This is a genomic window from Nocardioides astragali (assembly GCF_024436375.1).
Lineage (GTDB): Bacteria > Actinomycetota > Actinomycetes > Propionibacteriales > Nocardioidaceae > Nocardioides > Nocardioides astragali.
This window is the reverse complement of record NZ_JAFMZM010000004.1, coordinates 113534-130550: the sequence shown is the minus strand read 5'-3', so window position 1 is coordinate 130550 and position 17017 is coordinate 113534. Positions and strand designations below refer to the sequence as shown.

Below are 17017 nucleotides of genomic sequence, written 5' to 3'. Positions count from 1 at the left end.
CTGGCACCCCTCCGAATCTGGCCCCTCAATCTGGCACTGTTGCTCCATGGCTCTCGCCGACCTGCTGGGACAGGCCCTGCACAACGCGACGGTGGTGCCGCGCCTCTACACGGCGGCGCTCCAGGCCGGCCTGGGCCACTCCGGTGCCGTGGAGGCGCTGCTCGTCTCGCAGGCGTCCCTGCGGGCCGCCGCGACGCACGGGCGGGGCGTCCCGGGTCGCGTCAACGCGATGCGGCACTTCATGTGGCAGGCGGTGCTGACCGCCCGCTTCGGCAGCGACGTGGCCCGCACCCTCGCGGCCGCCCAGGAGGCGGGGACCCCGCACCACAGGGACTCGAGCGTCGACGCACACAACAACGCCGCGGGGCAGGCGTACGGCGTCACGCACGTGAGCGACCTGACAGTCGGCTCCCCCTCGGACGCCTGTGCCCTGCTGGTGCCGGTGGCCCTGGAGAAGTGGGACTCGGACGAGCTGATCTGGGTCAGGCGCCACTGAGCCGAGGCTGGCTCACCAGGCCGTGAGGCCCTTGCGGTCGTGCTCGCCCTCGGGCCAGACGGCCCTGACGACGCCGGCCGCAGCCAGCGCCTTGCGGCAGCCCGGGCAGGGCGGATCGGTGATGTAGGCCGTCGCGCCCTTGGTGTCGCGGGTGGCGAACAGCAGGGCGTTGACCTCGGCATGGATGGCGATGCAGAAGCCCACCGTGCCGGGCCGGTCGTAGTCGCCGAGCCCCGGCACCTCGTCGTACCCCAGCTGGCCGCGCGGGCACGCGCCCTGCAGGCAGTCGGCCTCCCCCGGCGCGGCGCCGTTGTAGCCGGTGGCGATGATCCGGTGGTCGATGGTGAGCACCGCCCCGACCCGTCGGCGGGTGCACTTGGCCCGCGCCGAGACGGCCCCGGCGATGCCGAGGAAGTAGTCGTCCCAGCCGGGAACGGCCGGGAGGGCGGGGACGGTCGGTCCGGGAGGCGCGCTCACGGGAGCACAGACTGCCCGATCTCCCCCGGGTTGTAGGCCACTTCCCAGCGGAAACCGTCGGGGTCGGCGAAGTAGCCGGTGTAGCCACCCCACTCGCGCTCGACGGCGTCGGCCACCTGGGTCGCGCCGGCGGCCTTTGCCTGCTGCAGGACGATGTCGACCCCGTCGGTGGTGGCGAGGTTGTGGGCCAGCGTGATCGGGGGTACGCCACCGCGGGCCGGCGCGTGCCCGACCTCGGCGACGAAGGCCGACTCGACCCACAGGCTCAGCACGACCTTGTCGGCGACCCGGAACATCAGCACCTCTCCGGGGACGTCGAGCTCGGGCTCCCACCCGAGGCCGTCGACGTAGAAGCGCTTCGTGACGTCGAGGTCGGTCACGACGAGGGTGATGAAGCTGACGCGCTGGTCCATCTCGGTCCTCCTGCTCATTGTTCCTGGGGACGGGCGGCGAGGCGTACGCGCTGGCGACCCATCGCGTCGAAGTTGCGGTCGTCGAGCCAGTCGTCGAGGGCCCTGCTGACGCGCGGCCACTCACCGTCGGTGATCGAGAACCAGTCGGTGTCGCGGTTGCGGCCCTTGTAGACCACGGCGTTGCGGAAGCGACCCTCCCAGATGAAGCCGAGCCGGATCGCGGCGCGCCGCGAGGACGCGTTGAGGCTGTCGCACTTCCACTCGTAGCGGCGGTAGCCGAGGTCGTCGAAGACGTGGCGCATGAGCAGCGCCATCGCCTCGGTGGCCGCGCGGCTGCGCTGGAGCCGGCGACCGAAGGCGATGCCGCCCACCTCGATCGAGCCCATGGCAGGGTCGATGCGCATGAGCGAGCAGAAGCCGGCTGCACGTCCGGTCTCGACCGGGACGATGGCGTACATCACCTGTCCAGGGTCGGCCGCCCCGTGGCTGGCGATCTGCGCCATCGCCTCTCGGTCGCGCGGGCGCTCCCAGAACAGGTAGGTCCAGATCTGCTCGTCGTCCTCCCCGCACACGGCGGCGTGCAGGTCGTCGACGTGCTGCGGACCGATGGGCTCGAGGCGTACGCCCGTGCCCTGGAGGGTCGCCCTCTCGGGCGGGCGCGCGGGCGTCCAGTCGACGGGCCGGCCGAGGCGCTGGCCGAACGCGTTGGTGGTCGGCTCGGTGGCGGTCATGACGTCTCCCGGAGCGCGGTCGCCACGGCCTCGAGGCCGCGCTCGACCTCGTCGAACGAGGTGGACAGGGGGGACAGGCCGATCCGCAGTCCGCCGGGGTCGCGGTAGTCGGGGATGACGTCGCGCTCCCACAGGCGGGCGGTCACCGCACGCATCCGGTCGTGGTGGAGGGTGACGTGGCCGCCGCGCTGCGCGGGGTCGCGCGGCGAGGCGAGGGTGACCGCGGGAAGCGTGGTGTCGGCGAGCTCGACGGCGTACGAGGTCAGTGCGACGGACTTGGCGCGGATCGCCTCGATGCCTGCCTCCTCGACCAGCTCGAGCATGCTCTGCATCGCGACCATCCCGAGGATCGGCGGGGTGCCGGAGATGAAGCGGCGCATGCCCTTCGCGGGCGCGTAGCCAGGCCCCATCAGGAACGGGTCGGCATGACCCATCCAGCCCTGGATCGGCTGGGTGAGGTCAGCCTGGAGACGGGCGTTCACATAGCCGAAGGCCGGCGATCCGGGACCGCCGTTGAGGTACTTGTAGGTGCAGCCGACGGCGAGGTCGGCGTCCCACCCGTCCAGGGCGACAGGCACCGAGCCGGCGGAGTGGCACAGGTCCCACAGCACGAGCGCCCCGGCGTCGTGGGCGATCCGGGTCAGCTCGGGGGCGTCGGCGAGCCAGGCCGCGCGGTACGCGACGTGGCAGAGCACGACGAGTGCGGTGCGCTCGCCGACCGCCTCTCGGAGCTGGTCGGCGGTGACGCCCGCGGAGGTCTCGACCTCGATCCAGCGCAAGGTGAGGCCGCGTTCGGCGGCGATGCCCTCGGCGACGTAGCGGTCGGTCGGGAAGTTGTCGGTGTCGATGACGATCTCGGTGCGGGCCGGGTCGGTGCGGACGACGTGGTCGACCGCGGCCCGTATCAGCTTGTAGAGCCAGACCGTGGTCGAGTCGCCGATGGCGGTCTGCCCGGGCGCGGCGCCCAGGCAGATCCTGCCCAGGTCGTCGCCGAGGCGGGTGGGGAGCTCCATCCACTGCTCGTCCCACCCGCGGATGAGGCGGCCGCCCCAGTCGTCCCGGACGAAGGCGCCGAGACGCCCGGCCGTGGCGGCCACGGGGCGGCCGAGCGAGTTGCCGTCGAAGTAGACGAGGTCGGACTCGGCGCCGACGAAGCGCTCGCGGAAGTGCGCCAGGGGGTCGGCGGCGTCGAGGGGTGCTGCGGTGCTCACAACACCGCAACCTATCCGGCGCCCTGTCCGGCGCTCTGTCCGGCGTCCTGTCGTGCCCGTGGGCGGTGCTCGGTCAGTAGCAGACGGCGCCGTGGGCGGCGGACTGCACGACCTTGCGGTACTTGCCGAGCACGCCGCGGGTGTACTTGGGCGGCGGCGGCTCCCAGCCCTCGGCGCGCTTCGCCAGCTCGGCCTCGTCGACGTGGGCGTCGAGGGTCATGTTGGCGACGTCGAGCGTGATCTGGTCGCCGTCGCGCAGGAACGCGATCGGGCCGCCGTCGCTCGCCTCGGGGGCGATGTGACCGACGCACAGACCCGTCGTGCCGCCCGAGAAGCGGCCGTCGGTGATCAGGAGGACGTCCTTGCCCAGACCCGCGCCCTTGATGGCGCCGGTGATGGCCAGCATCTCGCGCATCCCCGGCCCCCCCTTCGGACCCTCGTAGCGGATGACCACGACGTCGCCGGCCTGGATCGTGCCCTCGGTGAGCGCATCGAGGGCCTTGCGCTCGCCGTCGAAGACACGGGCCGTGCCGGTGAAGGTCGAGTCGTCGAATCCGGCACTCTTGACCACGGCGCCGTCGGGAGCGAGCGAGCCCTTGAGGATGGTCAGCCCGCCGGTGGCGTGGATCGGCCGGTCGAGCTGGCGCAGGATCTCGCCGTCGAGCGGCTTGGGGTCGAGGTCCGCGAGGTTCTCGGCCATCGTCTTGCCGGTGCAGGTCAGCACGTCGCCGTGGAGGTGACCGGCATCGAGCAGCGCGCGCAGCAGGACCGGGATGCCACCGACGCGGTCGAAGTCGGTCCACACGAAGCGGCCGAACGGCTTCATGTCGGCCAGGTGAGGGACCTTCTTGCCGATGCGGGTGAAGTCGTCGAGGGTCAGGTCGACCTCGGCCTCGCGGGCGATGGCGAGCAGGTGGAGGACCGCGTTGGTGGAGCCGCCGAGCGCCATCGCCATCGCGATGGCGTTCTCGAAGGCGGGGCGCGTCATGATCTGGCGAGCGGTGATGCCCTGGCGGAGCATCCCGACCACGGCCTCCCCGGACTTGTGGGCGAACCCGTCGCGACGTCGGTCCACCGCCGGCGGCGAGGAGGAGCCGGGCAGCGACATGCCGATGGCCTCGGCGACGCTCGCCATCGTGTTCGCGGTGTACGCCCCTCCGCACGCGCCTTCTCCGGGACAGATCGCGCGCTCGATCTCGTCGACCTTCTCGCGGGAGATCTTGCCGGCCAGGCAGGCGCCGACCGCCTCGAAGGCGTCGATGATCGTGACGTCCTTGCCGTCGACCTGGCCGGGCATGATCGTGCCGGCATAGAGGAAGACGCTGGCCAGGTCGAGCCGGGCCGCGGCCATGAGCATGCCGGGAAGCGACTTGTCACAGCCCGCGAGCAGGACCGAGCCGTCGAGACGCTCGGCCATCATGACCGTCTCGACGGAGTCCGCGATGACCTCGCGGCTGACGAGCGAGAAGTGCATGCCCTCGTGGCCCATCGAGATGCCGTCGGAGACCGAGATGGTGCCGAACTCGAGCGGGAATCCGCCCGCGGCGTGCACGCCGTTCTTCACGGCCTTCGCCAGGCGGTCGAGCGAGAGGTTGCAGGGCGTGATCTCGTTCCAGCTGGACGCGACGCCGATCTGGGGCTTCTCCCAGTCGTCGTCCCCCATGCCCACCGCGCGCAGCATCCCTCGGGCCGCGGCCCGCTCGAGGCCGTCGGTGACGTCGCGGCTCCGGGGCTTGAGATCGGGGGCGTCGGCAGCGTGAGTCATGGCCTCAGGCTAGTGGGCGGCCCCTCCCGCGGCTGGCGGCGTCTCACCCGGGTCACGCGGTGAGCGGCTCTCCCGAGCCGGGGTCCGCCAGCCATCGCAACCCGGCTCTCGCCCGCCGGCGCCGCTCCTCGCGCACCTCGTCGAGGTGCTCCGCCTCGGCGGCGAGCTGGTCCAGCGAGGGATGGTCCTCGGGCGTGCCGTACATCAGGCGCTCGAGGCGGCGGAGGTGACGGCAGGTGCGGAACCGGATCCTCGGGTCACGCCTGGCACGGGACCGGTCCTGCCAGGTGTAGTACTCGATGCTCGACCTCATCCCGGCCGGCGCCCACCAACCGATCACGCTCAGGTCCACGTGTGCCGGGTGGCGCCTCCCGCGGCGGTCGCGCGCCCCGTCGTCCCGCATCGGCTCGACCTCCTCGCCGGTCTCGTCGTCGTGGAAGCACGCGTGAAGTCCGGCGAGTCGGAGCAGGTGGTGCACCACACCCACACGCGGGCTGGTGCGTCCGGTCTCCCACCTGGCGACCACCGACTGAGAGACCTTGAGCAGCTCCGCCAACCCGCGCTGGGACACGTCGAGGATGCGGCGGATGCGGCGTACGAGCCCAGGAACCTCCCCGTCGAACGGTCCCATGCAGAACCACTCGTACTCCTCGTCGGTCCACGCCGTCTTGTCAGTCAAGGTCATGCTTCCCATCTCTGTCCCCCGTGTGATCGGTGTCGTCCCGACATCACAACTGACAGCTCGGACAACCGATCAGCGCTTTCCACAGGAAGGTGGCAGACGGCCGCACGCACTGTGCCTGTGCATGATCCGTGGCCCGTCCGAGCCACTCGCCGCCCCGGCCCTCACCCTCCGCCGGGCTTCCTTGCGCTTGAGTCGCCCAGAGACTCAAACAAAAGGGGGCGCGAGAGCGCGCACACAGGGGCCTTCGACCGTGAGTCGCTCAGAGACTCAGGCGCAAGGATCAGACCTGCTCGGCCTCCCGCTTGAGGGAGGCGAGGCCCTTGTCGAAGTCGGCGCCGATCGCCTTGTCGAAGAAGAGCTTGCCCATCAGACCCATGATCGCGCTGCGGGTGCCAGTCATCGTCCAGGTCACGTCCGTGGCGTCGCCGACAGGTGTGAGCGCGAACGTCGTGACGTTGCTGGCCTTGAACGGCTTGAGGAACTGCAGATCCACGACGACCGACGTCGGCGTCGACTCGGTGATCCGCATCTCGCCCTCCCCGGCCTTCTTGTTGCCCGACCAGTGGTACGTCGAGCCGACGCCGCGGTCGGGCCCGCTGTAGTCGCGGTTGAGGTCGGGGTCGAGGCCCTCCCAGGGCGACCACTTCTGCCACTCGCGGAAGTCGTCGACCAAGCCGTGGACGCGGGCAGCGTCGGCCTGCACACGGATGCTGCGCGAGAGGGAGAACTCAGCCATGACGACGACCCTAGACCCGTCGAACGGCGCTCAGTCGATCTTCGCGGCGCGCACGACGAGGACGTCCGGCAGGTCCTTGTGGATCTCCTGCCATGTGCTCCCCTCGTCAGGCGAGGCCCACACGCCGCCGTTGCGTCCGCCGAAGTAGAGGCCGACGTCGTCGTGGTCGTCTGCGCACATCGCGTCGCGCATGACCGCGGCGTAGTAGCCGTCGGGCAGGCTGCCCTCACCCAGCGGCTCCCAGGTGGAGCCGGCGTCGGTGGTGCGGTAGACCCGCGCCTTGCCGTCGACCGGCCAGCGCCCCTCGGCACCGTCGATCGGGAAGCTGTACGCCGTGTCGCCGCGGCGCGGGTGCGCCACCATCGCGAAGCCGAAGTCGGTCGGCAGCGTCGAGGCGATGTCCTGCCACGAGGCGCCGCCGTCGTCGGAGCGGTAGACGCCACCGTGGTTCTGGAGGTAGAGCCGCTCAGGGTTCTCCGCGTCGCGGGCGACCTTGTGGACGCACTGGCCGAACTCGGGGTAGTTGCGCTCGCCGGGGAAGAACTCGGCCTTCACCCCGGTGTTCGACGGAGCCCAGGAATCCCCGCCGTCGGCAGTGACGTACACGCCTCCGGTCGAGAGGGCGACCAGCACCCGGGCGGGGTCGTGCGGGTGGGGCAGGATCGTGTGGAAGGCCTGACCGCCGAAGCCCTCGTTCCACTCCTCGCGGTGTGGGTGGTCCCACAGCCCGCGCACGAGAGAGAACGTCTCGCCTCGGTCGGTCGAGCGGAACACCGCCCCCGGCTCGGTCCCCGCCCACACGACGCCGTCACCGCCGTCGGCTGAGAGCCCGGGTTGCAGCTGCCACACACGCGCCAGCGTGGCACCGGTGTCCTCGGGGAAGCGGGCGGCGCCGTTGGGCGTCTCCTCCCACGTCGCCCCGAGGTCGTCGGAGCGCCCGACCTGCGGTCCGAGCCAGCTCGACGACGCACCGGCCAGCAGCCGGGGGGCGTCCCCGCGCTTGTCGATCATCACCGAGTAGACCTCTTCCATCGGGAAGTGCGGTCCGGTCCACTCCCACGACGTGCGCGCCTCGTCAGAGGTGCCCATCCACATGCCCTTGCGGGTTCCGACCATGAGCAGGGTGCGCGACATCCGGGCCTCCAGGACCGATCAGGTGGTGCGGTCAGCTCCGTGACTATTCCGATTAGGAACACTACTCTGCGACAGAGATGAGTCAAGACATCCCGGTGACCGGTTACGCGATCCTCGGCCTCCTCACCTTCGGCGACGAGCTGACGGGGTACGAGATCAAGCAGCGCGCCGACATGACGCTCCGCTTCTACTGGGTCTCCCCGGCGACGAGCCAGATCTACACCGTGCTGCGTCGCCTCACCGAGCACGGCCTCGTCGCGGCGCAGGCCCGCGCGGACGGCGGGCGCGAGGTGACGTCGTACGCCATCACCGCCGCCGGGCAGACGGCGCTACGGGAGTGGATGGACGGCACCCCGGCCGGCTTCCCGGTGCTCAAGCACCCCGTCCTGCTGCGCCTGCTCGTCGGCCACGTCACCGAGGCGGCGCAGACCCGCCAGATGCTCCACGACTACGTCGCCGAGCTCCACGGCGCCCTCGACGACCTCGCCGAGGTCCGCGAGGCCCTGCGCGGAGCCGACCGCCCGGGCGAGCCCTTCCGGTTCCCCGCGCTCGTCGCGGACTGGGGGCTGGACTACTTCGCGGCCGAGACCCGGCACGCCCAGCGGGCGCTGGCGAGCCTGGACGAGGCGGGCGACGGAACCGACCACGCGGCTGAATAGGCTGTGTCGGGTGACCCCACCACCGAGCCGCACCCTGCTCGGACCGGTGGGACTGGTGCTCATCGGGATCCTGTCCGTCCAGCTCGGCGCGGCCATCGCCAAGGGCCTGTTCGGGGAGATCTCGCCGACGGCGATGGTGTGGCTGCGCCTGGCCACCAGCGCGGTCGTGCTGGTCGCCGTCGCACGCCCGCGGTTCGCCGGGCGGAGTCGGCAGGACTGGCTCATCGTGCTGGGCTTCGGCCTCAGCCTGGCCACCATGAACTGGGCGATCTACCAGTCGTTCTCCCGCATCCCGCTCGGCATCGCAGTCACCATCGAGTTCATCGGCCCGCTGACCCTGGCCGTCCTCGGATCCCGGCGCGCGCGCGACCTCGTCTGGGTCCTGCTGGCCGGGCTCGGCGTCGCCCTCCTCGGGTTCCAGCGCACCGGGCTCGACGTCCTGGGTGTCGCGTACGCCCTGCTGGCCGGCGCCGCGTGGGCGGCGTACATCCTGCTCAGCGCGAGCACGGGCCGCCGGTGGGCGGGTTTCGACGGCCTCGCCGTCGCCAGTCTCGTCGCCGCCGCGGGCATGACCCTGCCCGCCGTGCTGTCCGCCGGCAGCAGCCTCTGGGACGGCCGCATCCTGCTCATCGGGGCGCTCGTGGGGCTGCTGAGCTCGGTCATTCCCTACAGCTGTGAGCTCGTCGCGTTGCGCAGCCTGCGCCCGGCGGTGTTCGGGATCCTGATGAGCCTGGAACCGGCCGCGGCGGCGCTGGCCGCGATCGTCGTGCTGCAGGAGCACCTGTCGCCGCTCCAGTGGGTGGCGATCGCCTGCGTCGTCGCCGCGTCGATCGGCGCCACCCGTTCCGGGTCGGCGCCGGGCGAGCACCCGTCCGACCATTCGGCGGCACCGGGCACACTGGCGACATGAAGGGGCCGACATGAGATCGCGACTCGCTCTCACCTCGTTGGTGCTCACGCTGGGAGCGACGACGGCCTGCGCCGAGGAGTCGGCAGATCCCGTGCCTAGCACGACGCAGCCGACCGACCTGCCCAGCGAGCCGGCACCGAGCGAGTCCGAGGGTGAGTCGAATGGCAGCACGGGCAACGGCGAGCCGAAGGCCGCGGGCGCGCTGGTCGACCAGCTGGAGGTGCCGTGGGGCCTCGACTTCCTCCCCGACGGCGCCGCGGTGGTCACCGAGCGGATGAGCGGCCGGGTCCTGCACGTCACCCCGGAAGGCACCCTCGACGAGCTCGGTGCGATCACCGCTGCCGTCCCGGAGGGCGAGGCCGGACTGCTGGGCGTCGCCGTGTCGCCGACGTTCGACACCGATCGGACCCTGTTCTTCTACCTCACGACCGGCACGGACAACCGGGTGCTCAGCGCCGAGCTGGACGGCATGGACCTCGGCGAGCCCACGGTCGTGCTCGACGGGATCCCGCGCGGCTTCATCCACGACGGCGGGCGCATCGCGTTCGGCCCGGACGGCTACCTGTACGTCAGCACCGGCGAGACCGGCGACCCGGAGCTTGCCCAGGACCCTGGCAGCCTCGCCGGCAAGATCCTCCGGATCACCCCCGAGGGTGCCCCTGCCCCCGGCAACCCCGACCCCGACTCACCCGTCTGGTCGCTCGGCCACCGCAACGTCCAGGGGCTCGCGTGGGACGACGAGGGCCGGCTCTGGGCCTCCGAGTTCGGCGACTCCACCTGGGACGAGCTCAACCTCATCGAGAAGGGCAGCAACTACGGCTGGCCCGAGGTCGAGGGCACCGGCGGCGGGACCGAGTTCATCGATCCGCAGCTGGTCTGGTCGGTCGAGGAGGCCTCCCCGAGCGGCCTCGCCTGGGCCGACGGACACCTCTGGATGGCGGGCCTGCGCGGCCAGCGGCTGTGGCGGATCGCCGTGTCCGCCAACGGCAAGGCGTCGCGCCCGACGGCCTACTTCACCGAGGACTACGGCCGCCTGCGCACCGTGACCACGTCCCCCGACGGCACGATCTGGATGACCACGTCCAACCAGGACGGCCGCGGCGACCCGACGCCGGCCGACGACCGGATCATCCTCATCCAGCCCTGACGACGGCGCGGCGAGCAGCGCGGCGCAGCGTGGTGAGGATCGCCGGACCGAGGACCACGATCGCGATCGCGGTGGTGATCGCCCGGCCGGTGTCCCACCCTCCGGTTGACGTGAGCAGCGTGTAGACGCCGAACCGGTGGGCGTTCTCCAGCACGGGTGCGCCGGCGACGTACGCCAGCGAGCCCTCGTGCCCGGGCACGACGATGCCGAGGGCGAAGGGCCAGTAGCTGAGGTTCATCAGCAGGCCGTACAGGTAGGACGCCACGACGGCGTACGCCGCCAGCATCGCGATCTCGGCGCGTCCACCGAGGCGTCGGGGCAGGAAGCCGGCACCCATCCCGACCCAGGCCGCACAGATCATCTGGAACGGCAGCCACGGGCCGACACCTGCGGTCAGCAGCGCGGACGCGAAGAGCGACGTACAGCCCAGGACGAAGCCGAAGCCGGCGCCGAAGACGCGGCCGCCCAGCACGAGCAGGAAGAACACCAGCTCGACGCCACCCGTGCCGGCGCCGAGGCCGCGCATCACCGCGTTGATCGCCGAGAGCACCCCCAGGACGGCGAGGACGCGCGAGTCCATGCCGCCCTCCCCCATCTCGGCGAGCACCACGACCATCACCAGGGGCAGCAGGGCCAGGAAGACGAACGGCGGCTCGACCCGCTGCCCCGGTTGGGCGTCGAGCACCAAGGGCCAGCACAGCATCATCAGCCCGGCGATCGAGGCGAGGGTGAGGACGGCGGCGGTGCGAGGGCCGATCGGCAGGGCGACGCGCGGGACCGGCTCATGGCGCGTGTGCTCGGCCGTGCTCATCGCCGACCCTCCCTCGCCAGGGCGGCGGCGACTTCCTCGACCACGAGCCACGGCGGCCCGAGGACCTTGGTGACCTGCGGGGCGAACGACGGCGACTCGGCCAGCACCTGCCGCGGTGGACCGCTCGAGACGACCTCCCCCTCGGCCATCACCACGACCTCGTCGGCGACGTGCGCCGCGAACTCGACGTCATGTGTCGCGAGCAGGACCGCGCGCCCGTCCGCAGCGAGGTCGGCGACGATCCGGGCGAGCTCGGCCTTGCCGGCGTAGTCGAGGCCCCGCGTGGGCTCGTCGAGCAGGACGACCGGCGGTCGCGCGGTGAGCACGATCGACAGGGCGAGGGCGAGGCGCTGGCCCTCGGAGAGGTCGCGCGGGTGGGTGGCCTCGTCGATGCCGGGGGCCAGCCGGTCGAGCAGCTCCCGGCAGGTCCCGGAGGCGGCGTGCGCTCCGTCGTCCGCGGCAGCGCACTCGTCGGCGACGGTCTCGAGGTAGAGCAGGTCGGCGGCGGTCTGGGGCACCAGCCCCACGTGCGTACGACGCTGGGCGGGCGCCAGCGTGGCCGGGTCGTCGCCGGCCACGTCGATCGTCCCGGACCGCCGCTTGCCGGAGCCCTGGAGCGCCCAGATCAGGCTCGACTTGCCGGACCCGTTGCGTCCCATCAGGACGGTGACCCGGCCGGCGCACAGGGTCAGCGCCACCTCGCGCACGGCGACAGTGCTGCCGTGGACGACGGTGACCCCGCTCGCCGTGAGCAGCGGCTCGGACTCCGGCGCAGGCGCCGGCTCGGGAGCCGTCAGCACGGGGAGCGAGCGGGCATGGCGGCGCGCGTCACGGACGGTGAGCGGCAGCGGTTCCCAGCCGGCGAGGCGCCCGAGCTCGACCAGCGGCGGAACGACCGGTGAGTCCGCGAGCACCTCGTGGGGCGGGCCCGTCCGGATCCCGCCGTCGCCGGTCACCAGGCAGACCCGGTCGGCGAACGGGACGACCCGCTCGAGGCGGTGCTCGGCCAGCAGCACGGTCAGCCCGAGGTCATGGACGAGCCGCGTGATCGTGGCGAGGACGTCCTCGGCCGCGGTCGGGTCGAGCGCCGAGGTGGGCTCGTCCAGCACAAGCACCCGCGGGTGCGTGGTGAGCACGGACCCGATCGCGACGCGCTGCTGCTGTCCCCCGGAGAGGGTGCGCAGGTCGCGGGCGCGCAGGTCGGCGATGCCGAGCAGGTCGAGGGTCTCCTCGACGCGGCGGCGCATGGTCTCCGGAGGAGTTCCGATCTGCTCCATCCCGTAGGCGAGCTCCTCCTCGACGGTGTCGGCGACGAACCCGGCCAGCGGGTCCTGGCCGACGTAGCCCACGAGGTGGGCGCGCTCGCGCGGGGGCTGCGCGACGATGCTCTCTCCGTCGAGGAGCACGTCACCGGTGAGGACGCCGCCGGTGAAGCGCGGCACGAGCCCGGTCACCACGCCGAGCAGGGTCGACTTGCCGACGCCCGTGCGCCCCGAGACGAGTACCAGCTCACCCTCCTCGAGCGTGAGGTCCACGTGGCGCAGCACCTCGTGCCGGTCGTAGCGGAAACAGATGTCCCGGAGCTGGATCACCCCGTGGTCGGTCATGCCGTCGCCTCCTGCGCGGCGTCCATCCGGGACAGGGCGGTCGCCGGGACCGGGGTCGCGAGAGCGGGCACGATGCCGAGCAGGCCGACCACGAGGGCCAGCGGTGAGAGGTAGGGCGCGACCTCGACGCCCGGGTAGGCGACCGCCACCTGGGTGTGGCTGACGTACCAGCCGAGCGCGGCCACGGCGATCCCGATGCCTGCTGTCAGCAGCTCTGGCGCCCGCCACGGGTCGGGACGGTAGCGGGTCCGCTGGACGCGTCGCCCGGCGCTGACCAGCCCGAGCACCGCGACGAGGACCCCGGCACCCAGCATCGGCAGGGCCAGGACCCGCGGTGCCGTCGGGTCGAGCCAGGCGTACGTCCCCACGCAGATGCCGGTCAAGGCGCCCAGGAGAAGCGATCCGGTGACCCGTCGCTGCCGCCTGGTCGCGCCTCCGGAGCGGCCGTAGCCGCGGCTGTCCATGCCGGCGGCGAGCGCGAGGGACCGCTCGAGCGCGTCCTCCAGGACGGGGACCAGGAAACGGCGGAGCCTGCCGACACGTGTCGTCGTGCCTCCCCGCAAGGCCTGCGCCGCCCGCACGCGGCGCGCGCTGTCGGCGAGCTGGGGAAAGATCGTCACTGCGACGACCAGGGCAGTGCCGACCTCGTAGAGCGCTGGCGGCACCGAGGCGAGCAGGCGCTTGGGGTTGGCGAGCGAGTTGGCTGCCCCCACGCAGAGGATGATCGCGCCCAGGCGGAGCCCGTCGTAGAGACCGGCCAGCAGGGCCTCGCTCGTGATGGGGCCCAGCAGCCGGACACCGGCTGCCCAGTCAGGGAGCGGGACCTCCGGGAGGTCGACCAGCACGTGGCCGATCTCCTGACCGCCGAAGAGGATCCGGAACACGACGCGGAGCACCACGGTCACCGCGGCGAGCAGGGCGTAGAGGCGGAACGAGCGGCCGAAGGGGTGACCGGATCGGCGGGCCATGACCACGACCGTCGCCGTCCCCATGACGAGGAGCAGCAGCAACGGGTTGGTGGTCAGGGACGCTGCGGTGGCCAGCCCGATCGCCCAGGACCACCAGGCGATCGGGTGCAGGTCACGCGGCAGCGCCCTCAATGGCGGGGCCGATCCGGTCACTGCGCGTCAGACCCCCCGTCTACGACGCGCCACGACGGCACTGATCGCGATCGCGATCGCGAGCAGGCCGACGATGCTCCAGGTGACGGCGGCCGGGACCCGCGTCGGCTCGTCGACGGTGGGCGAACCCGCCTCTGCGGCGCTGCTTGCGCTTGAGTCGCTGGGAGACTCAGAGCCGAGGTCGGCGGCGTCGGCGTCCTCACTGGACGGTGAGTCGCTGGGAGACTCATCGTCGAGGGAGGGGTCCTCGGAGCCCTTCTCCGAGCCACCCTTGGACCGTGAGTCGCTGGGAGACTCAGAGGCAAGGGGCGACTCAGAGGGGTCGCTCGACGACTTGGACGGGGTCGCCTGGGGGGACGCGGAAGGGCTGGGGTCTGCCGAGCCTCCCGAGCCTCCCGAGCTCCCGTCGCCCGAACCGCTGCCCGAACCGCTGCCCGAGCCACCGCCCGATCCCTGGGACGGGCTGGCCGTCGGCGTGCCACCGCTCGAACCCCCGGACCCGCCGCCGCTCGACGGCGTGGCTGTCGGAGAGAAGGCCGGGGACGAGGACGTGGGCGACGACGTCGGCGACGGGCTGGGCGTGGAGGTCGACGACTGCGTCACCGGTGGGGCGATGCCCGGCGGGACGACGCCGCTGGACTGGCGGTCCTGCTGCCACGACCAGCCCACCGATCCACCATCGGGGACGGTCAGCGAGCCGACGCTGGAGGACGAGTACGCCCACGACGCCTTCGAGCCGTCGGCCCACCACAGCCCCCAGTAGGCGTCGGCCGGAGAGGCGTTCACGCACGGGTCACTGGTCGGAACGCCGTTGACCCGGCACACGAAGCCGGGTTGCCTGGTCGCGTAGCTGATCTCGACCCCCACCGAGGCGAAGATCGCCGCCGCGCTCTTGCCGCCACCGTCGGCCGCGCACGCGCTGATCGCACTGCCACCGAGCTCGCGGTAGTCGACGACGACGCTCACACCGCCGGAGGACGCGCACGTGGCAGCGCCCGCCGCCGGTGCGGACGCGAGGGCGTACCCCGGACCGGCCCCCAGCAGCAGGAGGCCGGTGAGCACGCGGCGTCCGGCGGCTCCTCTCATCGCACTGCCACGGTGGTGGAGCCTGAGCGTAGCTCCGGGAACTGGCCCACCGCTCGGATCCGGGCCTTGGCACGGCCCCGCGGAAGCTCGATCCGCGCAGTGAAGCGACCCTTCTCGTTGGCGCGGCCCCGGGCGACCGGCTGGCCCGCGACCATGAGGCGCACCTTCTCGCCGGCGGCCAGGCGGCGGACCAGCACCAGCGTCCGCGGGCCGGCGGCGGCCCGGACCGACACTGCCAACGTCCGACGACCGAGCACGCGGGTGGCGTCGGTGACCTGCCCGTCGGAGCCGACCAGGACGTACGAGGCCGTCGTCGTGGCGCGGGGCAGAGTGACCGTGCGGGTCAGCGCACCGTCAGAGCCGGTCACCACCGTGACGTCGACGCCCGGTCCGCGCAGCGTGAAGCGGGCGTGGGGGGCGGCCCCGAGGACCTCGAGCGCGGCCGAGCTGCCTGCTCGGCGGAAGCCCACCGGACCGAGAAGGCGCACGCCAGTGACCGAGCCGAGCGCCATGGCCGACGCGACCGGCACCGTGTGGGTGGTGGCGCCGTCGCGACCGGTGAGGGTGTACGTCGCCGGGCCGGCTGCCGCAGGCAGCGTGACCTTGCCGGTCAGGGCGCCGTCGAAGCCCACGACGACCGTGCGGCTTCCCGTGATGCCCGGACCGCTCAGGCAGAACCGCTCGCCGACCTTCCCACCGGTCGCGGTGATGGTCGCCGCCTGGCCGGGCTCGGTGCCCGAGGACGTGACCCTCAGGGTCGTCGCCGAGCCGCGCGCGTGCGCCAGGCCGGCAACGGCCTGAACGGTGGCACGCTGCCACTCACTGCGGGCGGCGTCGGTGATTCCGGTGGCGCCGGCGTCGGTGAGCTTCTCCGGGGTGCGCGCGATGGCGCCGACCTCACCCTCCAACGGCGAACCGCCCGGCTGGGCACCGACCTGCGCGGTGGACACCCACTCGGCGGCACGGCCGGCCTGCTGGCACCTGCCTGCGACGGCGATGGCGCTCGCGGCCAGGCCGGTGCTGTTCGTGTTGGGCTCGGGCACGGTCGGGCTGCCGATGAACGACCCGTCCGTCCGCTGGTTCGCGAGCAGCCAGGCGACGGCCTTGTCGATCGCGGCGTCGACTCCGGCCGTGCGCGGGGAGATCGCGGCGAGATGGCTCACGACGTAGGCGGTGGCGTCGACGTCGATCGGGTCGCTGCCGTCCACGCAGGACTGGTTCGCGGCGGCCCGGTCGGGATTGAGGAAGATCCGGAAGTAGCCCGAGGCGCACTGCTGCTTGAGCAGGAAGTCGGTGGCAGCTGCGGCCTGGGCCGAGCGGGCCGCGGACAGGCCACGCACCGCGAGCACCTGGCTGAAGGTGTTGGCGTAGTCGTCCCAGAACGGGTCCTGGGCGTCGGGGTCGGGCGAGTGGTTGACGACGCGTCCGGCGCTCGGGCCCGATGCCTCGACCGTCCCCTCGACCTCGGCGACCAGGTCGAAACCGCCGTACGTCGACGGGTCGGCGCCGCTGACCTGGGCGAAGACGAGCGACTTGGCGAGCTCTCCGGCCAGGCGGTACTCCGGCTTGCCGAAGTCACCACCGGTGACGTACTCCCCGACGCGGGTCGAGAGCGTCGACCGGAGCTGGCGGACCATGGCCAGGTCACCGACCTCGTCCATGGCCAGGCCAAGGTCCATCGTCATGCCGAGGTCGTCGAAATCGAAGGTGTCGTTGTGGACGACGCCGTCCGTGAGCTGCGTGGCCAGCCACCCTGTCCCCGCACGGGCGGCCGCCGGCGCGGGGACGTCGGTGGCCGCCCGGGCCGGGGTGGCGAACAGGGGCTGGGCCAGCACCGTGATGGCGACGGCCAGCGCGAGATGGGAGAGAGAGCCGCGGGACGCGGAGAGCTTCATGGTTCCTTCCCTCGCCGCGACAGTGAGGGAATCGGCAGGTGCCGGTCCGCCCGCTGCATGCCTCGACAGCGATGGTGATCATGACGCGTCGAGGCGGGTGTTCCGGCTCGCACGGGATCGCTCCCGTGCCCAC

Annotated in this window: 17 protein-coding genes; 4 read left to right on the top strand and 13 right to left on the bottom strand. The window is 72.3% G+C overall.

What is annotated here, in order from left to right:
• The first annotated feature begins 46 nt into the window (after positions 1-46).
• Positions 47-496: a DUF6973 domain-containing protein gene (locus J3P44_RS13890; protein ID WP_255891027.1), complete on the top strand. Its 450-nt coding sequence runs from the start codon at positions 47-49 to the stop codon at positions 494-496.
• Between the two features lie 12 nt (positions 497-508).
• Here J3P44_RS13890 and J3P44_RS13885 read toward each other — a convergent pair whose 3' ends face one another.
• The 8 genes from J3P44_RS13885 to J3P44_RS13850 form a co-directional block, all read right to left on the bottom strand.
• The gene (locus tag J3P44_RS13885; RefSeq protein WP_255891026.1) at positions 509-973 is read right to left on the bottom strand and encodes a deoxycytidylate deaminase; all 465 of its coding nucleotides are present in this window, start codon (positions 971-973) and stop codon (positions 509-511) included.
• Positions 970-1386 (bottom strand): VOC family protein, encoded by a 417-nt coding sequence (locus J3P44_RS13880; protein ID WP_255891025.1) that lies wholly within the window; start codon positions 1384-1386, stop codon positions 970-972. Before J3P44_RS13880 ends, J3P44_RS13885 begins: the two co-directional genes overlap by 4 nt.
• A gap of 14 nt (positions 1387-1400) precedes the next feature.
• Entirely contained in the window at positions 1401-2117 is a 717-nt protein-coding gene (locus tag J3P44_RS13875) for a GNAT family N-acetyltransferase (RefSeq protein ID WP_255891024.1), read from the bottom strand.
• Positions 2114-3328 (bottom strand): kynureninase, encoded by a 1215-nt coding sequence (locus J3P44_RS13870; RefSeq protein ID WP_255891023.1) that lies wholly within the window; start codon positions 3326-3328, stop codon positions 2114-2116. Before J3P44_RS13870 ends, J3P44_RS13875 begins: the two co-directional genes overlap by 4 nt.
• Positions 3329-3401: 73 nt before the next feature.
• Positions 3402-5093: a dihydroxy-acid dehydratase gene (gene ilvD / locus J3P44_RS13865; RefSeq protein WP_255891022.1), complete on the bottom strand. Its 1692-nt coding sequence runs from the start codon at positions 5091-5093 to the stop codon at positions 3402-3404.
• A gap of 52 nt (positions 5094-5145) precedes the next feature.
• Positions 5146-5778, bottom strand: a complete 633-nt coding sequence (locus J3P44_RS13860; RefSeq protein ID WP_255891021.1) for a helix-turn-helix domain-containing protein — start codon at positions 5776-5778, stop codon at positions 5146-5148.
• A gap of 280 nt (positions 5779-6058) precedes the next feature.
• Positions 6059-6514 carry an SRPBCC family protein gene (locus J3P44_RS13855; protein WP_255891020.1) on the bottom strand — a complete coding sequence of 152 codons (456 nt, stop codon included), beginning with the start codon at positions 6512-6514 and terminating at the stop codon, positions 6059-6061.
• 30 nt (positions 6515-6544) lie between these two features.
• Positions 6545-7648, bottom strand: coding sequence for a WD40/YVTN/BNR-like repeat-containing protein (locus tag J3P44_RS13850; protein WP_255891019.1), 1104 nt, complete (start codon positions 7646-7648; stop codon positions 6545-6547).
• A gap of 77 nt (positions 7649-7725) precedes the next feature.
• Here J3P44_RS13850 and J3P44_RS13845 point away from each other — a divergent pair, with 77 nt between their 5' ends.
• The 3 genes from J3P44_RS13845 to J3P44_RS13835 are packed head-to-tail and all read left to right on the top strand — an operon-like array spanning position 7726 to position 10364.
• Positions 7726-8307 carry a PadR family transcriptional regulator gene (locus J3P44_RS13845; protein ID WP_255891018.1) on the top strand — a complete coding sequence of 194 codons (582 nt, stop codon included), beginning with the start codon at positions 7726-7728 and terminating at the stop codon, positions 8305-8307.
• 10 nt (positions 8308-8317) lie between these two features.
• Entirely contained in the window at positions 8318-9217 is a 900-nt protein-coding gene (locus J3P44_RS13840; protein ID WP_255891017.1) for an EamA family transporter, read from the top strand.
• Positions 9218-9227: 10 nt separating this feature from the next.
• Positions 9228-10364 (top strand): PQQ-dependent sugar dehydrogenase, encoded by a 1137-nt coding sequence (locus J3P44_RS13835; protein WP_255891016.1) that lies wholly within the window; start codon positions 9228-9230, stop codon positions 10362-10364.
• Here J3P44_RS13835 and J3P44_RS13830 read toward each other — a convergent pair.
• The 5 genes from J3P44_RS13830 to J3P44_RS13810 are packed head-to-tail and all read right to left on the bottom strand — an operon-like array spanning position 10351 to position 16884.
• Positions 10351-11175: an ECF transporter S component gene (locus J3P44_RS13830; RefSeq protein ID WP_255891015.1), complete on the bottom strand. Its 825-nt coding sequence runs from the start codon at positions 11173-11175 to the stop codon at positions 10351-10353. The two genes, J3P44_RS13835 and J3P44_RS13830, sit on opposite strands and share 14 nt — an antisense overlap.
• Positions 11172-12782 carry an ABC transporter ATP-binding protein gene (locus tag J3P44_RS13825; RefSeq protein ID WP_255891014.1) on the bottom strand — a complete coding sequence of 537 codons (1611 nt, stop codon included), beginning with the start codon at positions 12780-12782 and terminating at the stop codon, positions 11172-11174. The genes J3P44_RS13830 and J3P44_RS13825 overlap by 4 nt, the downstream gene beginning before the upstream one ends.
• Positions 12779-13903 (bottom strand): energy-coupling factor transporter transmembrane component T, encoded by a 1125-nt coding sequence (locus tag J3P44_RS13820; RefSeq protein ID WP_255891013.1) that lies wholly within the window; start codon positions 13901-13903, stop codon positions 12779-12781. The genes J3P44_RS13825 and J3P44_RS13820 overlap by 4 nt, the downstream gene beginning before the upstream one ends.
• Positions 13904-13909: 6 nt before the next feature.
• Complete coding sequence (locus tag J3P44_RS13815) at positions 13910-14989, bottom strand: hypothetical protein (RefSeq protein ID WP_255891012.1); 1080 nt, start codon at positions 14987-14989, stop codon at positions 13910-13912.
• On the bottom strand, positions 14986-16884 hold the full coding sequence (locus J3P44_RS13810; RefSeq protein WP_255891011.1) for a prenyltransferase/squalene oxidase repeat-containing protein: 1899 nt from the start codon (positions 16882-16884) through the stop codon (positions 14986-14988). The genes J3P44_RS13815 and J3P44_RS13810 overlap by 4 nt, the downstream gene beginning before the upstream one ends.
• Positions 16885-17017 lie beyond the last annotated feature (133 nt).